Origin of the sequence: Schlesneria sp. (genome assembly GCF_036405755.1) — a bacterium.
Lineage (GTDB): Bacteria > Planctomycetota > Planctomycetia > Planctomycetales > Planctomycetaceae > Schlesneria > Schlesneria sphaerica.
Window position 1 is genome coordinate 1 of the sequence record NZ_DASWWZ010000682.1, and the last position, 20,167, is coordinate 20,167.

General features: G+C 56.4%; 16 protein-coding genes and 1 pseudogene. 12 read left to right on the forward strand and 5 right to left on the reverse strand.

The window, feature by feature from the left end; all coding sequences use genetic code 11:
- The 9 genes and pseudogenes from VGE80_RS22550 to VGE80_RS22590 form a co-directional block, all read left to right on the forward strand.
- A pseudogene (locus tag VGE80_RS22550) lies at nt 1-266 on the forward strand (molybdopterin-dependent oxidoreductase); the annotation flags it as partial.
- Between the two features lie 183 nt (nt 267-449).
- Entirely contained in the window at nt 450-1,670 is a 1,221-nt protein-coding gene (gene nuoH, locus VGE80_RS22555; RefSeq protein ID WP_440594213.1) for an NADH-quinone oxidoreductase subunit NuoH, read from the forward strand.
- A gap of 116 nt (nt 1,671-1,786) precedes the next feature.
- Entirely contained in the window at nt 1,787-2,434 is a 648-nt protein-coding gene (locus VGE80_RS22560) for a NuoI/complex I 23 kDa subunit family protein (protein WP_373649770.1), read from the forward strand.
- 131 nt (nt 2,435-2,565) lie between these two features.
- Nucleotides 2,566-3,315: an NADH-quinone oxidoreductase subunit J family protein gene (locus tag VGE80_RS22565; RefSeq protein ID WP_373649769.1), complete on the forward strand. Its 750-nt coding sequence runs from the start codon at nt 2,566-2,568 to the stop codon at nt 3,313-3,315.
- Nucleotides 3,312-3,752 (forward strand): NADH-quinone oxidoreductase subunit NuoK, encoded by a 441-nt coding sequence (gene nuoK / locus VGE80_RS22570; protein ID WP_373649768.1) that lies wholly within the window; start codon nt 3,312-3,314, stop codon nt 3,750-3,752. The genes VGE80_RS22565 and nuoK overlap by 4 nt, the downstream gene beginning before the upstream one ends.
- Nucleotides 3,753-3,891: 139 nt before the next feature.
- Nucleotides 3,892-5,880 (forward strand): NADH-quinone oxidoreductase subunit L, encoded by a 1,989-nt coding sequence (nuoL, locus tag VGE80_RS22575; RefSeq protein ID WP_373649767.1) that lies wholly within the window; start codon nt 3,892-3,894, stop codon nt 5,878-5,880.
- Between the two features lie 13 nt (nt 5,881-5,893).
- Nucleotides 5,894-7,567 (forward strand): complex I subunit 4 family protein, encoded by a 1,674-nt coding sequence (locus VGE80_RS22580; RefSeq protein WP_440594214.1) that lies wholly within the window; start codon nt 5,894-5,896, stop codon nt 7,565-7,567.
- Nucleotides 7,564-9,117: an NADH-quinone oxidoreductase subunit N gene (locus tag VGE80_RS22585; protein ID WP_373649765.1), complete on the forward strand. Its 1,554-nt coding sequence runs from the start codon at nt 7,564-7,566 to the stop codon at nt 9,115-9,117. The genes VGE80_RS22580 and VGE80_RS22585 overlap by 4 nt, the downstream gene beginning before the upstream one ends.
- 61 nt (nt 9,118-9,178) lie before the next feature.
- Entirely contained in the window at nt 9,179-10,078 is a 900-nt protein-coding gene (locus VGE80_RS22590; protein WP_440594215.1) for a small multi-drug export protein, read from the forward strand.
- Nucleotides 10,079-10,233: 155 nt separating this feature from the next.
- On the opposite strand, the gene VGE80_RS22595 is transcribed toward VGE80_RS22590, so the two are convergent.
- The gene (locus VGE80_RS22595; protein WP_440594216.1) at nt 10,234-11,262 is read right to left on the reverse strand and encodes a zinc-binding alcohol dehydrogenase family protein; all 1,029 of its coding nucleotides are present in this window, start codon (nt 11,260-11,262) and stop codon (nt 10,234-10,236) included.
- A 504-nt stretch (nt 11,263-11,766) separates the two neighbouring features.
- Here VGE80_RS22595 and VGE80_RS22600 point away from each other — a divergent pair.
- Nucleotides 11,767-12,258 (forward strand): metallophosphoesterase family protein, encoded by a 492-nt coding sequence (locus VGE80_RS22600; RefSeq protein WP_440594217.1) that lies wholly within the window; start codon nt 11,767-11,769, stop codon nt 12,256-12,258.
- Between the two features lie 55 nt (nt 12,259-12,313).
- Here VGE80_RS22600 and VGE80_RS22605 read toward each other — a convergent pair whose 3' ends face one another.
- Both VGE80_RS22605 and VGE80_RS22610 read right to left on the reverse strand, forming a co-directional pair.
- The gene (locus tag VGE80_RS22605) at nt 12,314-13,510 is read right to left on the reverse strand and encodes a DUF3419 family protein (RefSeq protein WP_373649761.1); all 1,197 of its coding nucleotides are present in this window, start codon (nt 13,508-13,510) and stop codon (nt 12,314-12,316) included.
- Between the two features lie 416 nt (nt 13,511-13,926).
- Entirely contained in the window at nt 13,927-14,163 is a 237-nt protein-coding gene (locus VGE80_RS22610) for a hypothetical protein (protein WP_373649760.1), read from the reverse strand.
- Nucleotides 14,164-14,545: 382 nt separating this feature from the next.
- Between VGE80_RS22610 and VGE80_RS22615 the strand changes: the two genes are divergently transcribed.
- Nucleotides 14,546-15,604, forward strand: a complete 1,059-nt coding sequence (locus VGE80_RS22615; protein ID WP_440594218.1) for a M42 family metallopeptidase — start codon at nt 14,546-14,548, stop codon at nt 15,602-15,604.
- 175 nt (nt 15,605-15,779) lie between these two features.
- Here the strand turns inward: VGE80_RS22615 and VGE80_RS22620 are convergent, their stop codons facing one another.
- Both VGE80_RS22620 and VGE80_RS22625 read right to left on the reverse strand, forming a co-directional pair.
- A complete protein-coding gene (locus VGE80_RS22620) occupies nt 15,780-16,340 on the reverse strand; it encodes a DinB family protein (RefSeq protein ID WP_440594219.1) in 561 nt (186 codons plus the stop codon).
- A gap of 1,409 nt (nt 16,341-17,749) precedes the next feature.
- The gene (locus VGE80_RS22625) at nt 17,750-18,508 is read right to left on the reverse strand and encodes a DUF2310 family Zn-ribbon-containing protein (protein WP_440594220.1); all 759 of its coding nucleotides are present in this window, start codon (nt 18,506-18,508) and stop codon (nt 17,750-17,752) included.
- Nucleotides 18,509-19,349: 841 nt separating this feature from the next.
- Here VGE80_RS22625 and VGE80_RS22630 point away from each other — a divergent pair.
- Nucleotides 19,350-19,805, forward strand: coding sequence for a transposase (locus VGE80_RS22630; protein ID WP_373649755.1), 456 nt, complete (start codon nt 19,350-19,352; stop codon nt 19,803-19,805).
- Nucleotides 19,806-20,167 lie beyond the last annotated feature (362 nt).

Below are 20,167 nucleotides of genomic sequence, written 5' to 3' on the forward strand. Positions count from 1 at the left end.
CCGAGAAAGAGGGAACATTCATCAACCACAAAGGACTCGCCCAGGCCATTCATCGCGGTCTGCGAGGTCCCGATGGATCTCGTCCGGATGGCCGAATCCTCCTGGAGTTGCTGGGCCGCAAGGAATTGTTTCACGCTGACAGCTTGCGGAAGGAAATCGCGGCAGAGATCCCTGCACTGCAAGCTTTGAGTGTAGGTGTACTTGGTGAACAAGGTGTTATGCTGGACTCACCCGCTCCTGTTGCGGATCTGCAGGAAGTCAAGTAAATCCTTACGAGAACGTCGGAGGAAGCGATCCTCCCGCAGCACCCCGAAGGACGTGTGGAAAACGCTCTTCCGCTACGAGACAGAGGGGATGACCTGATGGTGTCCTTCGAAGCTTTACCACAAATTTCGCTCATCTCGCCCTCATGATGAGGATGAGCGTCAACTAAAGAGTCGACCTGCGTCATGCTTGAACAACTGATTAACTGGTTTCCGGAATGGGCTCGCCCATTCATCATGCCGTTGCTGACAATCGTCATCGTGCTGCAGGTGAATCTGGGGGTTTGCTCGTATCTGATTCTCCTGGAACGCAAGCTGTCCGCATGGATGCAAGACCGTGTCGGGCCGAATCGGGTCGGACCATGGGGATTGTTCCAGCCAGTCGCAGACATGTTGAAGCTGCTGCTGAAGGAAGATGTGATCCCCGGGCATGTCGACAAGTTCCTTTACGTTCTGGCCCCCGGTATCTCTGTTTTCACCACGATGCTGGCTTTCGCGGTCGTTCCCTTCGGTCCCGTCCCGTCGAACCTGACCCCCACCGATGGGCAGTTCCCATTCATCATCGCTCCGGGGGTGGACCTGGGACTCGTCTTCATCTTCGCCGTTTCCAGTCTCGCCGTGTATGGCGTCATCCTCGGGGGATGGGCATCGAATAACAAATACAGTGCACTCGGCGCCATGCGAGCCAGTGCCCAGGTGGTCAGCTATGAAATTCCGCTCGGTCTCTCTGTCGTCGGACTGGCGATGCTGACGGGGTCGATGAACGTGGAAAAGATTCTGCTGAATCAGGCCAACGCTGGCGTCCTCGGATGGTACTTCTGGTATCAACCCCTGGCCTGCGTGATTTTCTTCGTGGCCGCGATGGCAGAAGCACAACGACTTCCCTTCGACCTTTCCGAATGCGAACAGGAACTGGTGGGGGGATGGCACACAGAATATAGCGCAATGAAGTGGGGACTCTTCTTCCTCGGCGAATACACGCACGTGATCACAATCAGCTTCCTGACGAGCATCCTGTTCTTCGGCGGCTGGCATTTTCCCTTCATCGCAGAAGCCAACAGCAACTATCTCGGGTCGACACTGGTGAAAGTACTCGTCCTGCTGACGAAGTCATTCGCCTTCATCATCGTGATTCAAATGCTTCGCTGGACGATTCCTCGATTCCGGTTCGACCAGCTGATGGGACTTGCCTGGAAAGTGCTGATCCCACTGGCCACATTGAACGTCGTCTGCGTCATGCTCGTAAAGCAGTTTCAATTGAATCCCTGGTGGCTCCTGCCGATGTCAGCCGGCTTGTTCCTGGGTGCGGGTTTGATTGGCACGCAAGCCACTCGGCCCTTCGCTCGCCGGGTTGTCGACACTGTCCCCGAACCGCACGGGCATGCCCATCATGCACCGGCCCATTGATAGACCGAGCAAGATCAGGACAAGACGAACCGAATTAACAGACGTGGCCCACTACGGTGTGAGATCACGAAGAGATTTTCCGGCACACGCCGGCGCGGAAAGAACGAGGAACGACCATGCCAATTGATCCGAAGGACATCGAGTGGGTTGAAGAACCGTCGATGAATTTTTGGGAATCGACGTATCTTCCCGCGGTTGTCAGTGGCCTGCGGACAACAGGTCAGCACGTTGTCGACTTTAATCCAATTACCGAATTCTATCCTGAACAGAAGCCAAACCTCCCGTTACACTACCGGGGTGTTCATCGTCTGAACCGGGATGACAAGGGGCGAGTTAAGTGCGTTGCATGTATGATGTGCGCCACGGCCTGTCCGGCTCGCTGCATCGAGATCGTCGCTCAGGATGCTCCTAAGGACGATCCCAACTGGGCAGACCGGGACAAGTTCCCCAAGTCGTTCGTCATCGACGAACTGAAGTGTATCTACTGCGGGATGTGCGAAGAGGCCTGCCCGGTTGATTCGATTGAATTGACGAACATCTTCGACCTGACCGGTATGACGCGACAGGAAATGCTGTTCGACAAAGAAAAGCTGCTGAGCGTCTTCGACCAGACGAAGGATTCGGGACGAGACCCAATTCGAACGCACAAAGGGAAGCTGGGGCACGCCAGCGACTTCAGCGAACTTCCCACCCTCGGCCCCGCAACCGAAGTTCGACCTGACGACCGCGCCGCGAAGGCCGAGTCGGCAGGGGTCATCAAGTAAAGAATCCTGCACGAATGTGATACAAGCATTCTTCTGAATGCAGTCCGGTGACAACTTTCAGGCAACTGGACGACCCGGCGGTAATCAAAGCCAGTATCCTTCTGCTGAATTGCAATAGGGAAGAGATCGAGATGGAATGGAACGACAACAACGGATTGCTGCTGATCCCCCTGGGTTTGGGGTGGCTCTCCGTTTGGGGGTTGATGCCCGCAGGTAGACAGCGACCGCGGATCCTCGGCGGGCTTGCCGCACTTGCTGCACTCCTCATGCTTCAGCAGATGCTGCTGCCTCCCGCAGGGGATGTGGTCCGGAACGTTCTCTTCTATCTGTTTGCCTCATCCGCAGTGATTGCTGCGGGTCTGATGGTCACAGATCCGAATCCGGTCTACTCGGCCCTCTGGTTTGCGCTCACGACGATGGCGGTCTGCGGATTATTCGTGCTCAGTTCGGCGCCGTTTCTCGCGGCCTCCACGATTATTGTCTACGCCGGTGCGATCATCGTCGTCTTCCTCTTCGTCATCATGCTCGCGAATCAGTCTGGTGCCGACTCCAGTTATGATCTCAACCCGAGTCAGCCCGCCTTTGCATCACTGGGTGCTTTCATCCTGTTAGGCGCCCTCCTGTTCTCGCTCCAGGATTGGAAGGTCAAGAACGTTACTGCAGAACAGGGGCGGTTCATTGCTGTTCCTGAAGCACTTCACCCAAATCCACTCAGCCAGGCACCTGTAGACAATCCGCACGAAATTGGTTCGTTGCGTGTGCTGGGTCGCTCGCTGTTTGGAGATTACCTGTACGCCGTCGAGATGGCTGGAACAGTTTTGCTGATTGCCACCATTGGGGCCATCGCTATTGCGCCACGAAAGTCTCAGGGAACACTATGACTGCCACCGCTCTGGAAAGCCAACTTGTTATCGGCGCGATCCTGTTCATTCTGGGAATGATCGGCTTCCTCACGCGCCGGAATCTCATTCTGATTATGCTCTCTGCAGAACTCATGCTGCACGGAGTTTCGATCAACCTCACCGCATTCAGCCGCTACCATGGCAACCCGCAAGGGGATGTCTTTACGATCTTCGTGCTAACGATCGCTGCGTGTGAAGCAGGCCTCGCCCTCGCCATGATCCTCTCACTTTATCAGCGCCGGAAATCCCTGGACGTCAATCTTTGGGGCAAGCTGGGTGAAGAGGACTTGCCGGTCTTTACGGCCCCACCTGCTCCTCAAGCACCTGTGACACCAGACCCGAACCTGGATTTGCCTCACCTGACACCTGCTGGGCGAATGCCAAAAACGCCAACCGGCACTCACGCCAGGACCTGATCTCGACAGGAACTGGCCTCGCTGAGGTGACTCGACCTACCCACCACCCCGATGGACGATGCACACCGAATCGGGAACATAAAGAAATCCGGCTCGCCAGATTTTAAGTTTTAATGCGAATGAAAACGCGGAGTTCAACGTGACGAACTGGTTGCAAGAAAACGTGCTCTGGCTGATTCCGGCCGCCCCATTGCTGGCGTGCCTGTGGATTGTGCTGGTAGGGCAGGTGGTCCGCCGACAATACGCGCACCGACCTCTGGTGCTCGGATTGACGGTCTCCTTCCTGTCATCGCTCTATCTTCTGCTGGCCGTAGTGCCGCAGGGGTTTGGACACGATGCACACGAGGCGAGCCATTCCATCACGACCTTCATCTACCAATGGATCCAGGTCGGAACGCTCGATGTTCCCGTCACGCTTCGCGCCGATGCCATGTCGGCTCTGATGCTTGCCATGGTGACGTCGGTCAGTCTGCTGGTTGCGATCTTCGCCAGCAGCTACATGAAGGGTGATCCCGGCTATCCCCGCTTTTTCGCCGCGATGTCATTGTTCGTCTTCTCGATGTGCATGCTCGTCCTCGCCAGCAATTTTCTGCTGATGTTCGTGTTCTGGGAAGCAGTGGGCCTTTGCAGTTATCTGTTGATTGGCTTCTGGTTTCACAAACCCAGTGCCGCCGCGGCAGCCAAGAAAGCCTTCGTCGTTAACCGTATCGGCGACTTCGGTTTCCTGCTGGCAATGTTCCTGATCTGGCAAACCTTTGGCACTCTCGATTTCATCGCGCTGTTCGAGTCGCCTGATCTGATCAACGAAGTTCTGAAATCCCAGCCAGAGGTCTTCCATTGGATTTGCCTGTTGCTGTTCGTCGGAGCCGTTGGTAAGTCGGCTCAGTTCCCACTGCAAGTGTGGCTTCCCGACGCGATGGAAGGTCCGACTCCTGTTTCGGCACTCATCCACGCCGCCACCATGGTCACCGCAGGCGTTTACCTTGTCGCACGCTGTACTCCGTTCTTCGTTCATGCCCCCTACATCCAAATGGGTATCTCAGGAATCGGTGCCGCAACGGCTTTGATTGCTGCGATCACCGCACTGACTCAATACGACCTGAAACGCGTCCTCGCGTACTCCACGGTCAGTCAACTCGGTTATATGTTCATGTCTCTGGGTGCTGCCGGCAGTAGCGAAGACCTGGCGATTCATGCTGTCACTTATGCCATGTTCCATATGTTCACACACGCGTTCTTCAAAGCTGTCCTGTTCCTCTCAGCAGGTTCGGTCATGCACGCGATGGGCGACATTATCGATATGCGGCGTTTCAGCGGCTTGCGTAAGGCCTTGCCTATTACCCATTGGGCCTTCCTCGCCGGAGCACTCGCTCTCGCCGGTGTCCCCCTGCTGTCCGGTTTCTGGAGTAAGGACGAGATCCTGGCGGTTCTGGCCTCGGCCTCAAGCCACGGCCGAAACCCTGGCTATTACCGCATCATTCTCGGTGTCGCGTTGCTGACCTCCCTGATGACGGCGTTCTATACATTCCGCGCCTACTTCATGACCTTCTGGGGCGAAGAGAAGTTCCCCGAGGAAGCAGGTCATCATCCGCACGACGCCCCACCAGCCATGGCAGGACCACTTGCCATTCTCGCTGTTGCCGCACTGGCGATCGGTCTCGTCACCGGACCAACACACCTTTACAGCCACTATCTGCATCACACCCCCGGTCTTCCAGAGGGGCACGATTTTGCCCTCAACTGGTTAATGATGGGCATCAGTTCCGTCCTCGCCATCGGCGGCATTGCGATCGCCTACTTCCTCTACGTTGTTTCCCCTCGCACTGCAGAGAACCTCAAACAGAAACTTTCCTACGGCTACGCCGCCTCACAGGAAGGTCTTTATATCGATTGGTTGGGTTACAAAATCATCGCCGCTCCGCTTCGAGTTTTCGCCACCATTTGCGAACTCTTCGATCGCTGGGTAGTGGATACGCTGGTGGATTGCTTTGGATTTCTTCCCGGCCTGCTGGGAAGCATCATCCGGCCAGTCCAGAACGGCATGGTGCAGAACTACGGGGCCGTCATGATGATTGGTCTCGTAGTGTGCTTGGTCTCGGTGCTCAGAGCGTTAGCGGCAACGATGTGAGGAAGTTTTTTCGATGTCCAGTCTATTAGTGATCATGATTTTCATACCGGCAGTCGCTGCAGGGGCGTTGCTGCTGCTGGATCCACAGGCTCCTGCATCACGCGCTCGCTGGGTCGCCTTGCTGGCCACGCTGGTCACCTTCTTCGTTTCGTGGGGTGTCGCGGCTCAGTTTCTGGCCTTGCCGGAAGTCCCCTCTTCCGAGCGTGGACCGGTTCATCCACAACTTGTCCAGCGCCACACCTGGCTGGATTTGTCACAAGCAGGTCCGCATAGCCCCAACATCAAGCTGGAATTTTTCCTCGGTCTTGATGGAATCAGTACGGCAATGGTGGTCCTGACGACCATCTTGACCATCTCGTCGGTGCTCGTCTCCTGGACGGCCATCAAGGAGCGTGCTGCCGAGTTCTATGCGTGCCTGCTGATCCTGGAAACAGGGCTGATTGGGGTCTTCTGCGCCTTCGACATCATCCTGTTCTATGTGTTCTTCGAGTTCACGCTGATCCCGCTATTCTTCCTCGTGGGCATCTGGGGGGGGCCGCTTCGACGTTACGCCGCAGGCAAGTTCTTCGTCTACACTCTTGCTGGCAGCTTGATCACGCTGCTCGGACTTGTCTCCCTCGTCGTGACGACAGTCCAGCTCAATCCCGGTCTGACTACCCCGTTTTCCATCCCCGACTTGGCATCGGCTCTCGTACGCAATCCGCTGCCGGCCGCAACACAGTTCACACTATTCCTCATGATCTCAGCCGGATTCATGGTGAAGGTCCCCTTGTTCCCGTTCCACACGTGGCTTCCACTGGCTCACGTGGAAGCCCCCACGGCAGGTTCGGTCCTGCTGGCAGGTGTCCTCCTCAAGCTTGGAACCTACGGTTTTCTCCGACTTTTGCTGCCTATGCTGCCCGATGCATGCCTCAACACTGGCCTGCCATTGATCGGAAGCATGGCCGCCATTGGCATCATCTACGGATCCTTCTGTGCTCTGTCACAAACAGACATTAAGAAACTAGTCGCCTATAGTTCGGTCGCTCACCTTGGCTTCTGCATGCTGGGCTTGTTTGCCTTGAACGTTGAAGGGATCAGCGGCGGCGTGCTGCAGATGATCAACCACGGTCTATCGACCGGGGCGTTGTTCTGTATCGTCGGGATGTTCTACGAACGCTATCACACTCGCCAACTGACCGAACTGGGTGGCCTTGCCACCAAGCTCCCGCTGATGGGCGTGGCAATGGTTTTCACCTCCTTTGCAAGTATCGGCCTGCCCGGCCTGAACGGCTTCGTTGGTGAATTCCTGTGCCTTGCCGGGATGTTCAAGGCAGGTGGCGGACAGGGAGTCATCCTCGCCGCACTTGGTGCCGTGGGTGTCGTTCTCGGTGCCTGGTATCTGCTCGGTGTTGTGCAGCACGCATTCTTCGGTAAGGTCCGATTGCCCGCTGAAGACCATAGTCACGGACACCATGAGCCTGCTACCGACCTGAATGTCCGCGAAGTCGCCGCACTGGCTCCCTTGCTGACGCTGTGCCTGATGCTGGGATTGTTCCCACAGCCCCTCCTGAACCTGATCCGGCCTGATGTTGAAGCCGTCGCCAAGCTCTACGGCAACTTCAAGGCCACTCAACCTGAAGTCGCAACTCATACAACTTTGAATAATCTGCCGAGCGTGGCTCTCGGCTCGGAGGTCCTCCCTTGAACGAAGCCATTCAACATCTGAATGGGGCATTCTCGCTCGTTGTCCCAGATGCGATCCTGTTGGCCTCCGCATGTCTGATCTTCTTTGCCGCTCCTTTTCTCGTGAGTGAACGAGGAGAAGCGCCGGCAGGTCTTCGACATCGCTGGGGAATGTTTTCCCTGCTGGCCATCCTGATCGCTGGCTGCGCCTGGTGGCAGTCGACCCCTGTTACCCGGACACTCGGCCCTTTCATTCTTGACGAATTGACCTGGTACGTCCGTGGCCTGACACTGGTTTTCGGTGCCATCCTGGTTCTGCTGCACTGGAATCAGGCTGACGACTCGCGGTCGGCCGAATCTCACGCTTGCCTTTTGGCGATTCTTGCGGGCGTCAACTTGATCGCCGCCGCAAATGATCTGGTCGAGCTCTTTGTTGCTCTGGAACTGGTCAGCGTCCCGACCTACCTCTTCCTGCTGCTTCCTCGACGTGACGCCCCTGCTCAAGAGGCAACGCTGAAGTACTTCCTGCTGAGTATCTTCTCGTCCGCCTTCGTGCTGTTCGGAATGAGTTATCTCTACGGAGTCACCGGAACCACGAATCTTGCGGCGATCCACGCCGCCCTCACTGCAGGACCTCATCCGATCAACTCTCTGGTGACGGTTGCCACGGTGATGATCATCGCCGGTCTCGGCTTTCGATTGACTGCTGTGCCGTTCCATTTTTACGCTCCTGACGTCTTCCAGGGGGCTCCGACTTCATCGGCTGCGATGTTGTCGTTCATCCCCAAAGTGGCGGGTCTCGTCGCATTGCTCCGGCTTCTCGTCCCAGCGACCGGTTCCGATGAGATTCTGACAGCGTGGTCGATCACACCCGCGGCGGTTCCCGTCCTGTGGTGGCTGGCGGTCATCACGATGTTTGTCGGCAACCTCATGGCTCTGCTTCAGACCGACATTCGCCGACTGTTGGCTTATTCCAGCGTGTCGCACGCTGGTTACATGATGGTCGGTCTGATTGTGGGCATGGAGCACGAGTTCCACAAAGAAACCGGCACCCTGGCGGAGGGAGTTACCCGGAATGCCGTCAGTGGCATCGGCGCTATGCTGTTCTACCTCGCCGTCTATGGTTCTATGACACTGGGTACATTCGCCGTTCTGATTGCCGCCAGCCGGAAGAACAAGCGAATTGAAACCTACGATGACCTGAACGGGTTGTCTCACCACCGCCCGGCTCTGGCTCTGATCCTCTCGGTCTTTCTGTTCAGTCTCGCCGGGTTGCCACCGACAGCCGGTTTGCTCGGTAAGCTTAATCTCTTCTTCGCCGCCTGGTCACAGGGAAGCGAAGGGAGCAAGCAGTTGGCCGTGATCCTCGCGATCAACGCGGTTCTGGGTGCCTGGTACTATCTGAAGATTATCGGTGTCATGTTCCTGCGTGACCCTGTTGATCGAAGCGAGTACGATAGTCAGCCGGAAACGCCTTCGCTGATCGCTGCCGGACTCTGCCTGATTGGTACCATTGGGCTGTTCTTCCTGCCCGGTTGGCTGTGGACTCCAATCCAAAGCATTATGCCTTGAATGTGAAGTGCGAGACCCTCTGCTTCTCGCATCGCAATTTGATTGGTTATGATCTTTCGGGATGATGAAGATCACGCTCGACAATCGCATCCGACCAGAGACCTCAACAAGGGAACTGGCCGGATGCGAGCTGAATTCTCCCGATATCCACATGCTCGAAAACCACCACTCACCTCCGCCTGAGAACACCCTGCCGGACGCCGTGGAACACGAGCGGATGGTGGAGTCGTTTCTGAAGTTCGAGAAGGACTTCCACAAGAATCACTTTGCGATCTGGCTGGGCACACTGATTGGTCCCCTACTGACGACGATGCTGCTGTTCGGCGTGGTCTATCTCGTCAGCGGTCCGGTCTTCTGCGGGAAGTTTCTTTTTGCTGCCGCCTGCTCATTCGCCTTCCTCGGTCGCTTTTCGATCGTCACCCCCTTTAGTGGTCTCAGCCCGACGACACTCTTCTGGATGGTGACTTACCAGGATGCGATGGTCGCACTGTTCTTTGCCTTCCATGTGGGCTTCATGTTTCGTCTTCCGTGGATCGGCCCCAAAATCGCCTCGTTGTCCAGTGACAGCGAGTTCATTCTGGCTCACCAGCCCTGGATGAAACGCATGACGTTTCTGGGCCTCCTCGCATTTATCGCATTTCCTCTGGCTGCTACCGGAAGTGCCGGTGGTGCCATTTTCGGTCGTCTGCTGGGTCTTTCCCGCTGGGCCATTTTTTGGGGGAGTACACTGGGGGCCGTTATCGGAAACGGCGCCATGTTGGCACTGACGGTTCTTGTGAAGGATAGCCTCCCTGATAACCTCGAAAACTCGCCCCTGATCAAGTGGGGCGGTATCCCGATCATTCTACTGATCATCTTCTTCCTGGAACGCCGCTACACCGCGATGAAGCGAGCATTCGAAGCACAGCGGAAGCAGCAGGCCGATGCCGCTACGCCAGCGGGCACAGACCAGACCGTGTAGCCGGTCTCGATTCAGGTGTGAGCAGACCCGCATCTGCTCCTTTAGTTCCTCTTAAACATCCTGCGTTTTCGTGTACTGTCAACGCTTCCCGGGCGCGCGGCAGGCCAAGCCACCGCGTCGCCCGTTTCTCAACTGCGGGAGGTTGCTTGGGTCGATCAGGACATCGGCACTTCCACGATCGCCTTAATGACTCCCGTTTCCGGTTTCGTGTAGCTGGGGAACTCCGCGATCAACTCGTCGAAGTTTGTTCTGTGCGTCACCCAGGGACGTGTGTCGATCGTCCCCGCCTCGATCAGCCCAATGATTCGGCCGAAGTCTTCCGGGAGTGCGTTGCGACTTGCCAGAAGAGTCATCTCACGCCGATGCATCAGGGGATGACCGAACGAGACGTTCTCGGTCGTGATCCCTACAAATACCAGCTTGCCCGTATGGCCGACATAGTTCAGGGCATGCGACATCGACTTGCAGCTTCCCGTGGCGTCGATGACGATTGTCGGAAGATGGCCGTCGGTCAGTTTGCGCAGCGTCGTTTCCTCTTGACCGTCTCCTGCCTGAACGGTGTGCTTGACACCCATCCTATTGCGACAGAACTCCAGTCGGCTGGCGACCATGTCCATCACGATCAGGTTTGCGCCGGTTAATTTCACAAACTCGATAACGCTCAGGCCGATCGGTCCGGCTCCAATCACCAGAACATCCTCTCCGGGTTGAGGAGCACAACGGGCGACGGCGTGACATCCAATCGCCAGCGTCTCCACCAGCGCCAACTGCTCCAGCGAGAGCTTTGCCGAGGGATGTAGCTTGCGCGCAGGGACCTTGAACAGGGGCCTCATACCGCCGTCGGTGTGCACCCCTAATACTTGCAGGTCCTCACAACAGTTCGGGCGGCCCCGGCGACTGGCGAAGCTGTTGGGGTTGTTCATGTAAGGTTCGACCGAGCAGCGGTCTCCCACTTTGACGTTGGTGACCCCCGAACCCACCGCAACCACTTCGACACCCAGTTCGTGACCGGGAATTCGCGGGTACGAGTAGAACGGCATCTTGCCGAGGTAGCCACTCAGGTCGGTCCCACAGATCCCGATTCGGTGGACTCGAACAACGGCCTCATCCGCCTGTGGAGCTTCTGGCTCGGGAATATCGATCAAACGAAACTGAAGCGGCTTTTCGAGTTGGATGGCACGCATAGGGGTCTCATCAGAAAATAGAGGAACAACACGACAAGTGTTCGCTCGATCGATTCAATTCTTCCTGGCGGAAACTCACAGTTGCAGGGTCGAGCGAACCTTCAAAAAATGTCACCTTGAGCCGGCCGCTCCTGCCTGAGGGTCGATCCTTGAGGTGATACAGCCACATAAACCAGGGTGCATGAATTGGGAAGATATCGCCTTGATCGCACTGACGATAGAGCTTTTTCCTTCATGAGTTTGCTAGACTGCTCCTCTCCCAAAGCATCCAACATACTGTTTCGGCCCTGATGTCGGCTCAGGCTGCGCCCTGCTCTTTCAATGATCTGACATCTTTGGGCGGAAGTCCGACCGACAAAAACTTGAAAGCGCCTTTCGTCGGGATCGTCAGCGGGATTTCCGTTGTCCATTCCGATCGCGAGACTCTCTGCTGTCTCGACCGCAATCAGTCGCCCACTCTGTTGAGAAAGTGCCTCGTTGATTTCACGCTAAGGAGAATTTTCGATGCTGATCGGTATCTTGTCAGACACGCATAACCAGCGAAGACGTACCGAGTCAGCCGTTCGACTCCTGCAGGCCGAAGGGGCAGAAGCTCTCTTTCATTGTGGCGACCTGACCGACCCCGACATCGTGGCGATTTGCTCGGCCCTCCAGTGCTACTTTGTCCTGGGAAACAATGACCTGCGTAGTGCCGAGTTAATTCAAGCTGCGATCGAAAAAGCACAGGGCTCGATCAACCTGGGATGGGGCGGCGAAGTCACTCTCGCGGGGAAGCGAATCGGCATCACGCATGGCCATATCCCTCGCGAGTACCGGCGGCTGCGAGCGAGCAACCCCGACTACCTCTTTACCGGTCACACGCATATCCCTTCGGATCGAATCGAAGGGGCGACTCGCGACATCAATCCCGGTGCACTTCACCGGGCCTCGCAGTACACCGTCATGATCGGCAACCTGGCCGACGACCAGTTCCGTCTGTTGCGAGTCCCCGAATAACCGCCGCGCGACACGCGGCGGGCTCGGTTTCCTCTCAAGGACTCTCTCGCCACCGTTACCGGTGAATATCCGCGATACAGAAGCTGCCGTAGGTGTGCACGCGGTCCTTTGCATGCAGTTCGGTCGCCAAGGCGTGATTGTAGTGGAGCAGATCCGCCAGCTTACGTTTCTGGCCATCGACGTTGACTTCCACCGAATTAATGAACGTTCCATCCAGGCCGGCGCTTCTCCACAACACGCGCGCATTGGGCGTGGTTTTGTCGAGAATGGCCTGCCATTCCGCAGTCAGAATCCGCTTGGCCGGGTCGCGGGACAGCCAGTCCATGTGATCCAGTAGAACCAACCGCGACACAGGTTCTTCCGCTTGTTCGAGAAAACCCTGAACCGTGTTGGTGTGCGTCGTGACATGATCAGCCACACCCGCCTTCAGACGCTCAAAGTTTTCTGGCTTGAGGTACTCGGGGCAGGCCTCGGGTGAGTACTGACCGGTCAGATAGACTCGCCAGGCATAGTTATCCTTGAGCGGGATCTTGGTGAACACCGCTTCCACGCGATCGACGACGAACTGCAGAATCCCACCGGGGTATCCTTCGTCGATTTGCTTCCGCTGAGCCCGGGGAACACCCAGCAGCGACAGTGTCACGTCACGCCGCATGGCGAACTTGATCATCGGACGCCAGAGCTTCTTCGCCAGGTCGTATTGCTCGAACAGGCTCTTCTGCTGTTCCACATTCTCGGCGGAAAGCAGTGCATTGACGGCATCGCGCATCTTGGCGACACGATCAATGTAATAGTTGACGAACCACGCAAAGGTGCCGCTGGTACAGCGGAAATAGAACGACTTGCGACGGCCTTCCTTGAACAAGGCCCCCTTGCGATCCCAATACCGACGAGCATCGGAAGGGAGGTGAGGCCGCAGTTGGCTCGCATAGACGGAATTCCATTCGGGCAGACATCCATTCCCGAACAGTTTCCAGAACGTGTCGTAATCGAGGTGCCGCACCCCCGCCAGTTTCAATTCGAGCAGGTGGTTCTGCTTGGAATTCATGTCGACCGCATGCACGTGCCCGGCCCCCGCCAGAGCGTAGTCCAGTGCGTTGCAGCCGGCCGAGGTGATGACGACGACGCGGTCCTGCGGTGTCAGTTCCAGAGCAACCCGGTCGAGCCGGGGATCTTCCCAACACTGGTTGTAGACGATGTTCCGTCCATGAACGAGATTGAACCAAGTCTTACTGAGACGTTCGACAACCATATTGGAGACTGTTCGTATTGGTGGAATGTTCGTAAAGCGCCGGGCACATAACGTTGAACGGGATGTCCTGAGCGAGAACGCACCAGACACACCACGGACCGCACTATGTTGGTGGAATGGAGGCTGATTCTCAACCGTGGCCCCATTTACGGATCACATCCCCATTTGTGGGAAATGAAACGAGGTCATCCACCACCCGCCAGCACCCAGTCAGGGCCGATTTGAAGGTGCACTGCTGTTTCGCAGACCAAGTCCCGTTCCACACAGCGCGACGGCGATTATATCGATCCCGGGCAGATATGCATCACCGACAGAACGAACTCTCCTCGCCCGACTTTCTGCGTGGAAGTCGGTTCACGTCTGCTCGGGTGCATCACAACTCAACCAGGCCCACCAACCCAAATCATCGATTCGGTTCAGCAGACTTCCACTTCATTCTGGACCGCAAGGTCCTCGACAGTGTCACGAATCGCATGCGTGGCGAGCTGTTTATTGTAGTAGGTCGAGGTGCTGCCCGAGACGACGACGCAACCTTCATCCACCCGGACCTGCAAGCCACGGATACGTCCGCCGGTTCGTGCATGGACGGCCTGCTCAACCTGACAGAGAAGTTCGCGGAGTTGTTGCGGAGTTGGGATGGGAGTCAAACGCATAGTGCATCCTCCATGATTTTCTGAGAGAAGGCCCACGACCGCAATTTCAAGACAAGTTCGCCGAACCGTCCGCCGACGCTACGGGCGGCATAATTGAAAGAGACCATTTCTGTTCTCTGCCACGCCCCCATTGCAACCATTAAACTCTGGACGGATGGCGACTTAGTCGTTGATAATGCCACGCTATTCTGCTTCCGCCAGAAGGTCAAAGGTTTCGAGCCAGTTTCACAAATATTTCAGTCGAATTCAGGGAAACAAACGCAGCAGTCTGCTGCAAAAACCACCCAGTCTCACCACTCACCGCAGACTTAGCCTCAGCACACGGGACCGCATCGTCCTCCCAAAACCGAATCACTTCCCCTGGAACGAAAAGCTTCAGCCCATGGACAGTATTTCACTTCAATTTCTCAAAGATCTGCTGCTCGCCCCCAGCCCCTCGGGATACGAGCGACCTGTTCAGGACGTCGTGCGCCGCTACGCGAGTGGCTTCACCGAATCGATCCGCACCGACTGGCACGGAAACGTGATCGTGGGAGTCAATCCGACCGGTTCACCCCGCATTATGCTGGCGGGCCACTGCGACCAGATCGGCCTGCTTGTCAAACATATCGACGACCGTGGTTTCCTATGGGTGCACGCGATCGGTGGCTGGGATCCTCAGGTTCTGCTCGGTCAGGATGTTCAGGTCTGGACCAAAAACGGCCCCATCCCCGGTGTGATCGCTCGCAAAGCGATTCATTTGCAAACCGCCGACGACCGCAAAGTGGTCCCCGAAATCAAGAACTTGTGGGTCGATATTGCCGTCCGCGACGGTGCCGAAGCACGCAGCCTTGTTTCGATTGGTGACCCGATCACCGTCCAGCTCGGCTTCCGCGAACTCCGTAACGGGTTCGCCGCTGCCCCCGGGATGGATAACAAGGTCGGTGCCTGGACCGTCATTTCCGCCGCCGAACGAGTCAGCCGGGAAAATCCCAAGGCGGCTGTCTTCGCTGTCTCGACCGTGCAGGAAGAGATCGGCCTGCGTGGTGTCCAGACCAGTGCCCACCAGATTGATCCGCAACTGGGAATCGTCGTCGATGTGACCCACGCCACCGACTGCCCCACTATCGACGAGAACCAGTTCGGCCGCATCAAAGTCGGTCAGGGCCCCGTCCTCTATCGTGGTCCCAACGTCAATCCCGTCCTCTTCGATCAACTCATCGCCAAAGCCGCACAGAACTCGATTCCGGTGCAGGTGAATGGTCTCGCCTCCGCTGCCAGCAACGACGCAGCACAACTTCAACTGACTCGCGGCGGTGTCGCCACCGGCCTGGTTTGTATCCCGAACCGCTACATGCACAGTCCCGTGGAGGTCGTTTCGCTTCAGGATCTCGACCAGGCCGCAGAGCTCATCGCCCAGTTCTGCCTGTCTGTCGATTCCAAGAGCGACTTCACCCCCTGATCGCATCATGGTCGCCCCGGCTCGCAGAACAATCTGACATGCACAGACAGGCAGCGAACGTTCCATTCTCTCTTTGGCCTCTGGCGGAGCAGGGGGGGACGACATCGGGAAGGTAAGCGGCCACTGCTTCACGACCGGCCTCAGACACGGGAGGCCGGTCGTCCATGTTCCCGAACTACGCTCCCGCCTTCGGCTGAGCGGCTTTCCACAGATTGAACGTGATATGTGCCTGCCCCTGATGGTGCGCTTCGTGCCAGCTCAAAATCTGCAGGATCCGGCGAATGTTCCAGCCCCGTTCCTGATACCATTGAGGGATCGTGTCCAGATCGGCATCGCTGAAACGGGCAAAGCATTCCAGCACATGCTTGCGTGACCCGGCCAGCACTTCGCGAATCTGTTCGACGGACGGAATGTCGTCGTCAGGAACACTGCCGAATTTAAAGCGGGGAACCAGATCGGCGTAAGCGGGCGTCGTCCCCAGCATCCGCTCCGTCGCGGTGAGTTCTTCGGTGATCCCAATATGAGTCAACTGCCACCCGATGTGCGCTCGCCCCGGCCCCGGCCGCCAGCCCAGGACTGTGGCGGGATCCGGCAGCTTCGCGATTTCGTCGAGCGTCATCAGCGTGCGAACCCGACAAAAATCCATCACATCCAACAACACACTGATCGTCGATGCCATTGCCGTTGCCCCATAAAGTAAATTTGCCTCACGCTGCGCCCGCAGCGTGAGCGCCATCCAGTTCAAGACCGCTGAAATGATTCCCTGCCGGGGCCGAACTTCCGGAACAGGTTACTGCTCAATCCCGGCCACCACTCCGGCCAGTCCAGTCAGTCTACCTCCGCGCACGCCGACCGCCACCCACTGACATCACGGACACTGACTACGCGATTACGCATTCCGACGCAGGTTTGTGACCCAAGGTGTCCGATGACGATCAACTAAACTCACAAGGAAAACCGGAATCCGAATTGCGCGCTGCACACATTTGAGCACCTTGAGCACCTAATTGCAGAAACCCCTGTTTTTCCAGCGTTTTGATTAGATGCTCATGTTGCTCAAACTTGAGCAACATGAGCATCTAATCACTGTTCCAGCACGCCTCAACGTAATGCCGCGCCGTGACGCATCTTGGCATCCCTCAGGCAGCAATCGAAATCCCATCAAACCAAAGAACGACCCCAAACCCAGCCGCCAGGTTCAGGCAGAATTCTCAGTACGCCGACACCTGCAAGGGCGACAGAACGCAATCGGACTAAAGAGGAACAGCCTATTTCTCATTGAACCAATAGGGCGTCGACCACCCCAGTTCCGCGCGAAAATCGTCTGGCCAGTCTGGCCAGTTGGCCAGTCCCCACGAAAACACGTAATTCACGATCCATACACCAGATGGGACTGGCCACCGACTGGCCCGGGGCTGCCCAACTTGGCCAGCCCGTCGCTCAACAAGCTCTGCGACCTGCATCGACCTGCTCGAGTTCGGCCGATCTCAACTCACCGGCGAAACGCTCCACCCAACATACCTACCAAAGACTCAGCATCGGAAACATCGCAATCTTCCAATCCATTGGAAGGGTTCAGGTAAACCAATCGCCGGACGTCGGTGAGTCTCAACGAGACGTGTCAATGACGGATGCGGTGTCCTCGCGACCTTTATTCTGTTGAGGGACGAGCGGAAGGGACAGAATAGATGGGTCCGCAATGACGGGCAGAGGCTGGAAATGATTTGGTTGCGGCTCGGTACGCTCGAACGGTCGGCCCTTCAGGCCTTGGCGTATTTACCCGAACCACATCCCAGCCCGATGGGCTGGGCTATGGGAATGGGTGGCCCTTTGGGCCGGAAGAGAGGGCGTTTGCATTTGTGGTGGCGGTTGCGGTCGTGGTTGCGGTCGGGTTTTGATCGATATTGGCATTTGCGAATGTCGGTTTGAATTCGCCAACGTTCATTCACGCAATCGCCATCTCTGGCCCCTGTGGCCTGTTCCGGCATTTTTCGGCCCAAGGGGCCATTCGTTCCCATAGCCCAGCCCAACGGGCTGGGATTCTCCCGGTGGCACCCTGACCTCATTGTGTGCAGATTGTCTGCCAGATTGCTTTTTGCAATCTCAGGGTTTTGAAGCGGCCTCTACAATGAGAGACTGCGAAGCTTATCTGACCAGTCGGCAGCGGCGGCAGACGCAGTCGAATAACGTGTACTGATCCCGATGTCGGGATGGAATTGTCTTTTGCCAGTCGCGACCACACCCTGGGCACGACCGTGCCTCCTTATCATCCTCCCTCTCAGAATAGCTCCATGCGAAAGACATGGTCTCTTTTCCGGTCGCGCGTTCAACTTCTTTCGCGAGTTCACGGCCGGTCCTAAGAAGACAACTTTGAAAATCGGTCAGTTCAGTATAGGCAGAATTTTCTAAGGCACCTCCCGACAGCCAGATGCCATAGTGGTGTTGGTAATCACGGATCCAGAAGCAAATGTGTTCACGAGTCCCCTCGGAAATTGGCAAAAGATAAAGTGGAACCGGAGAAGTGCTGTCACCGATTCTTAGCCCGCTCATTTCCGGAAAATCAAATGGATAAAGGAATAACCAGGTTGAGCGTTTCCAGGATTGAAACCGCTTTGAATCCTCAGCATTGAGGATCTCAATCTGAGGAGCTTTGCCGAAGCGAGAGACAACGAGATCCCAACTGGCACGCGTAAATTCTCCGAAAAATTTCGGAGACAAAGAGTCTCGACGCGGCAGTGACGAGAAAGAGGTTAACCTCCCCTCGCACCATTGCATTACGGATGGTCCATTAATATGCCCATTCCGAGATAGCAGTTCCAAACACCACTCAGCAGCATCGATCAACTCTTCGCGATCTTGTCGCTCTGAGGGCTCAGGTCCGAAGACAATCTTGGCAAGGAACATTAAACCCCAATCACAGAATGCGGGACTTTCTCAACCGGGAATACAGGATATTCGGTGGAGCGGCAGGGGAAAGAGCCAGATTAGATAGAGCCGAACAGGGTCCGCAATGACGGGCAGAGGCCGAAAATGATTCGGTTGCGGCTCGGTATGCGTTCGAACGGTCGGCCCTTCAGGCCTTGGCGTATTTACCCGAACCACATCCCAGCCCGATGGGCTGGGATGTGGAAACCGATGGCCCTTTGGGCCGGAAGAGAGGTCGTTTCCATTTGCGTTCGTGGTCACGGTGCAGTGCGGTGCGGTGGGGTTTTGATCGATGTTGGGATTTGCGAATGTCGGTTTGAACTCGCCAACGTTCATTCACGCGATGGACATCAATGGCCTCTGTGGCCTGTTCCGGTCTCTTCCGGCCCAAGGGGCAACCCGTTCCCATAGCCCAGCCCAACGGGCTGGGGTTCGAGGAACCCCCAACGGTTTGAGGCCTAAAGGGCCGGTCGTTCATTTGAATCGAAACCGTCATCGCCATGCGGGTTCGCCAGTTCGCCAGGTCCCAGGTCCAGATGGGATGACGATCATTTGTTGCACCACATCTATGGAAACCGATGGCCCTTTGGGCCGGAAGAGAGGGTGTTTGCATTTGCGGTGGGGTTGGGATTGCTGGTCTTATGTTTCATGATCGCCGTCTTCCTTCGTAAACTTTTTATTAAACTCGTCGTTTTCTTCTCTGGATTGAACCATCAACGATCGAGGTTATTCTATGCCTTCTGCATTTTGAATGACCCGCATCATACGTTTGGATGCATGATTCTCTGGTGGTTGTTTCCTACGATTAAGGCACTTCGCTATGCCACAATCGCTTTCTCGAATCTGGCTCCACCTTGTTTTCAGCACCAAAGGACGCCAGGCATTTCTCAATGAGGGCACGTTTCGCGACGAGATGTTCAAAATGCTGAGCCATCATGTCCGGGCCGCCGGGTGCTATCCCAAACTTGCCGGAGGATGGATCGATCACGTCCATGTCGTTTGTGGTCTTGGGCGAACTGTCTCGACCGCCAGTTTGATCGAACATATCAAAACGGAAACTTCGAAATGGGCGAAGACGACTTCGCCGGAATTATCCTCGTTCGCATGGCAACATGGCTACGGCGCATTCTCGTTTAGCCAATCACAATTGAAGTCCGTTCTCGATTATGTGGAACGACAGGCAGAGCATCACGGACGCCGGTCATTTCAGGGCGAGTTCCGCGAATTGTGCGAAAAACACGAGGTTGAGATCGATGAACGATACGTCTGGGATTGATCTCGAATCGACGAAACCATCTGCCGGACCGCGGAAACCTAATACGCTCGCCACAGGGGAGGCGATTGCGCGTCGCCTCTTGTTGCGATGTAACCCGGACTTCCGAAGCGACGTCTGGGCCACTCGATCGAACAGGCTTCGCTGTGTCCCGACTGGTCTGCTCTGTACTGGCGCACTGAGTCCCGACACCTTCCCCGATTCTCACCTCTTTCGATTTCGGCGAAATTGCCGCCAGTAGACTAAGTGATGCTGCAAACCTTCGTTCAATTCCCCTCGTCGAATCGGGAAATCATATTCACCGCCACCCTGGCACTTAATGGGGAACGGGCACAATGGTGCGTTGGATTGATCCTTAATCCAGC

Bases quoted from the DNA above. Each gene is read 5' to 3' on its own strand.
- nuoH (WP_440594213.1), top strand. From the start codon at position 450: ATGCTTGAACAACTGATTAACTGGTTTCCGGAATGGGCTCGCCCATTC.
- VGE80_RS22560 (WP_373649770.1), top strand. From the start codon at position 1,787: ATGCCAATTGATCCGAAGGACATCGAGTGGGTTGAAGAACCGTCGATG.
- VGE80_RS22565 (WP_373649769.1), top strand. From the start codon at position 2,566: ATGGAATGGAACGACAACAACGGATTGCTGCTGATCCCCCTGGGTTTG.
- nuoK (WP_373649768.1), top strand. From the start codon at position 3,312: ATGACTGCCACCGCTCTGGAAAGCCAACTTGTTATCGGCGCGATCCTG.
- VGE80_RS22580 (WP_440594214.1), top strand. From the start codon at position 5,894: ATGTCCAGTCTATTAGTGATCATGATTTTCATACCGGCAGTCGCTGCA.
- VGE80_RS22590 (WP_440594215.1), top strand. From the start codon at position 9,179: ATGATGAAGATCACGCTCGACAATCGCATCCGACCAGAGACCTCAACA.
- VGE80_RS22595 (WP_440594216.1), bottom strand. From the start codon at position 11,262: ATGCGTGCCATCCAACTCGAAAAGCCGCTTCAGTTTCGTTTGATCGAT.
- VGE80_RS22600 (WP_440594217.1), top strand. From the start codon at position 11,767: ATGCTGATCGGTATCTTGTCAGACACGCATAACCAGCGAAGACGTACC.
- VGE80_RS22605 (WP_373649761.1), bottom strand. From the start codon at position 13,510: ATGGTTGTCGAACGTCTCAGTAAGACTTGGTTCAATCTCGTTCATGGA.
- VGE80_RS22610 (WP_373649760.1), bottom strand. From the start codon at position 14,163: ATGCGTTTGACTCCCATCCCAACTCCGCAACAACTCCGCGAACTTCTC.
- VGE80_RS22615 (WP_440594218.1), top strand. From the start codon at position 14,546: ATGGACAGTATTTCACTTCAATTTCTCAAAGATCTGCTGCTCGCCCCC.
- VGE80_RS22620 (WP_440594219.1), bottom strand. From the start codon at position 16,340: ATGGCGCTCACGCTGCGGGCGCAGCGTGAGGCAAATTTACTTTATGGG.
- VGE80_RS22625 (WP_440594220.1), bottom strand. From the start codon at position 18,508: ATGTTCCTTGCCAAGATTGTCTTCGGACCTGAGCCCTCAGAGCGACAA.
- VGE80_RS22630 (WP_373649755.1), top strand. From the start codon at position 19,350: ATGCCACAATCGCTTTCTCGAATCTGGCTCCACCTTGTTTTCAGCACC.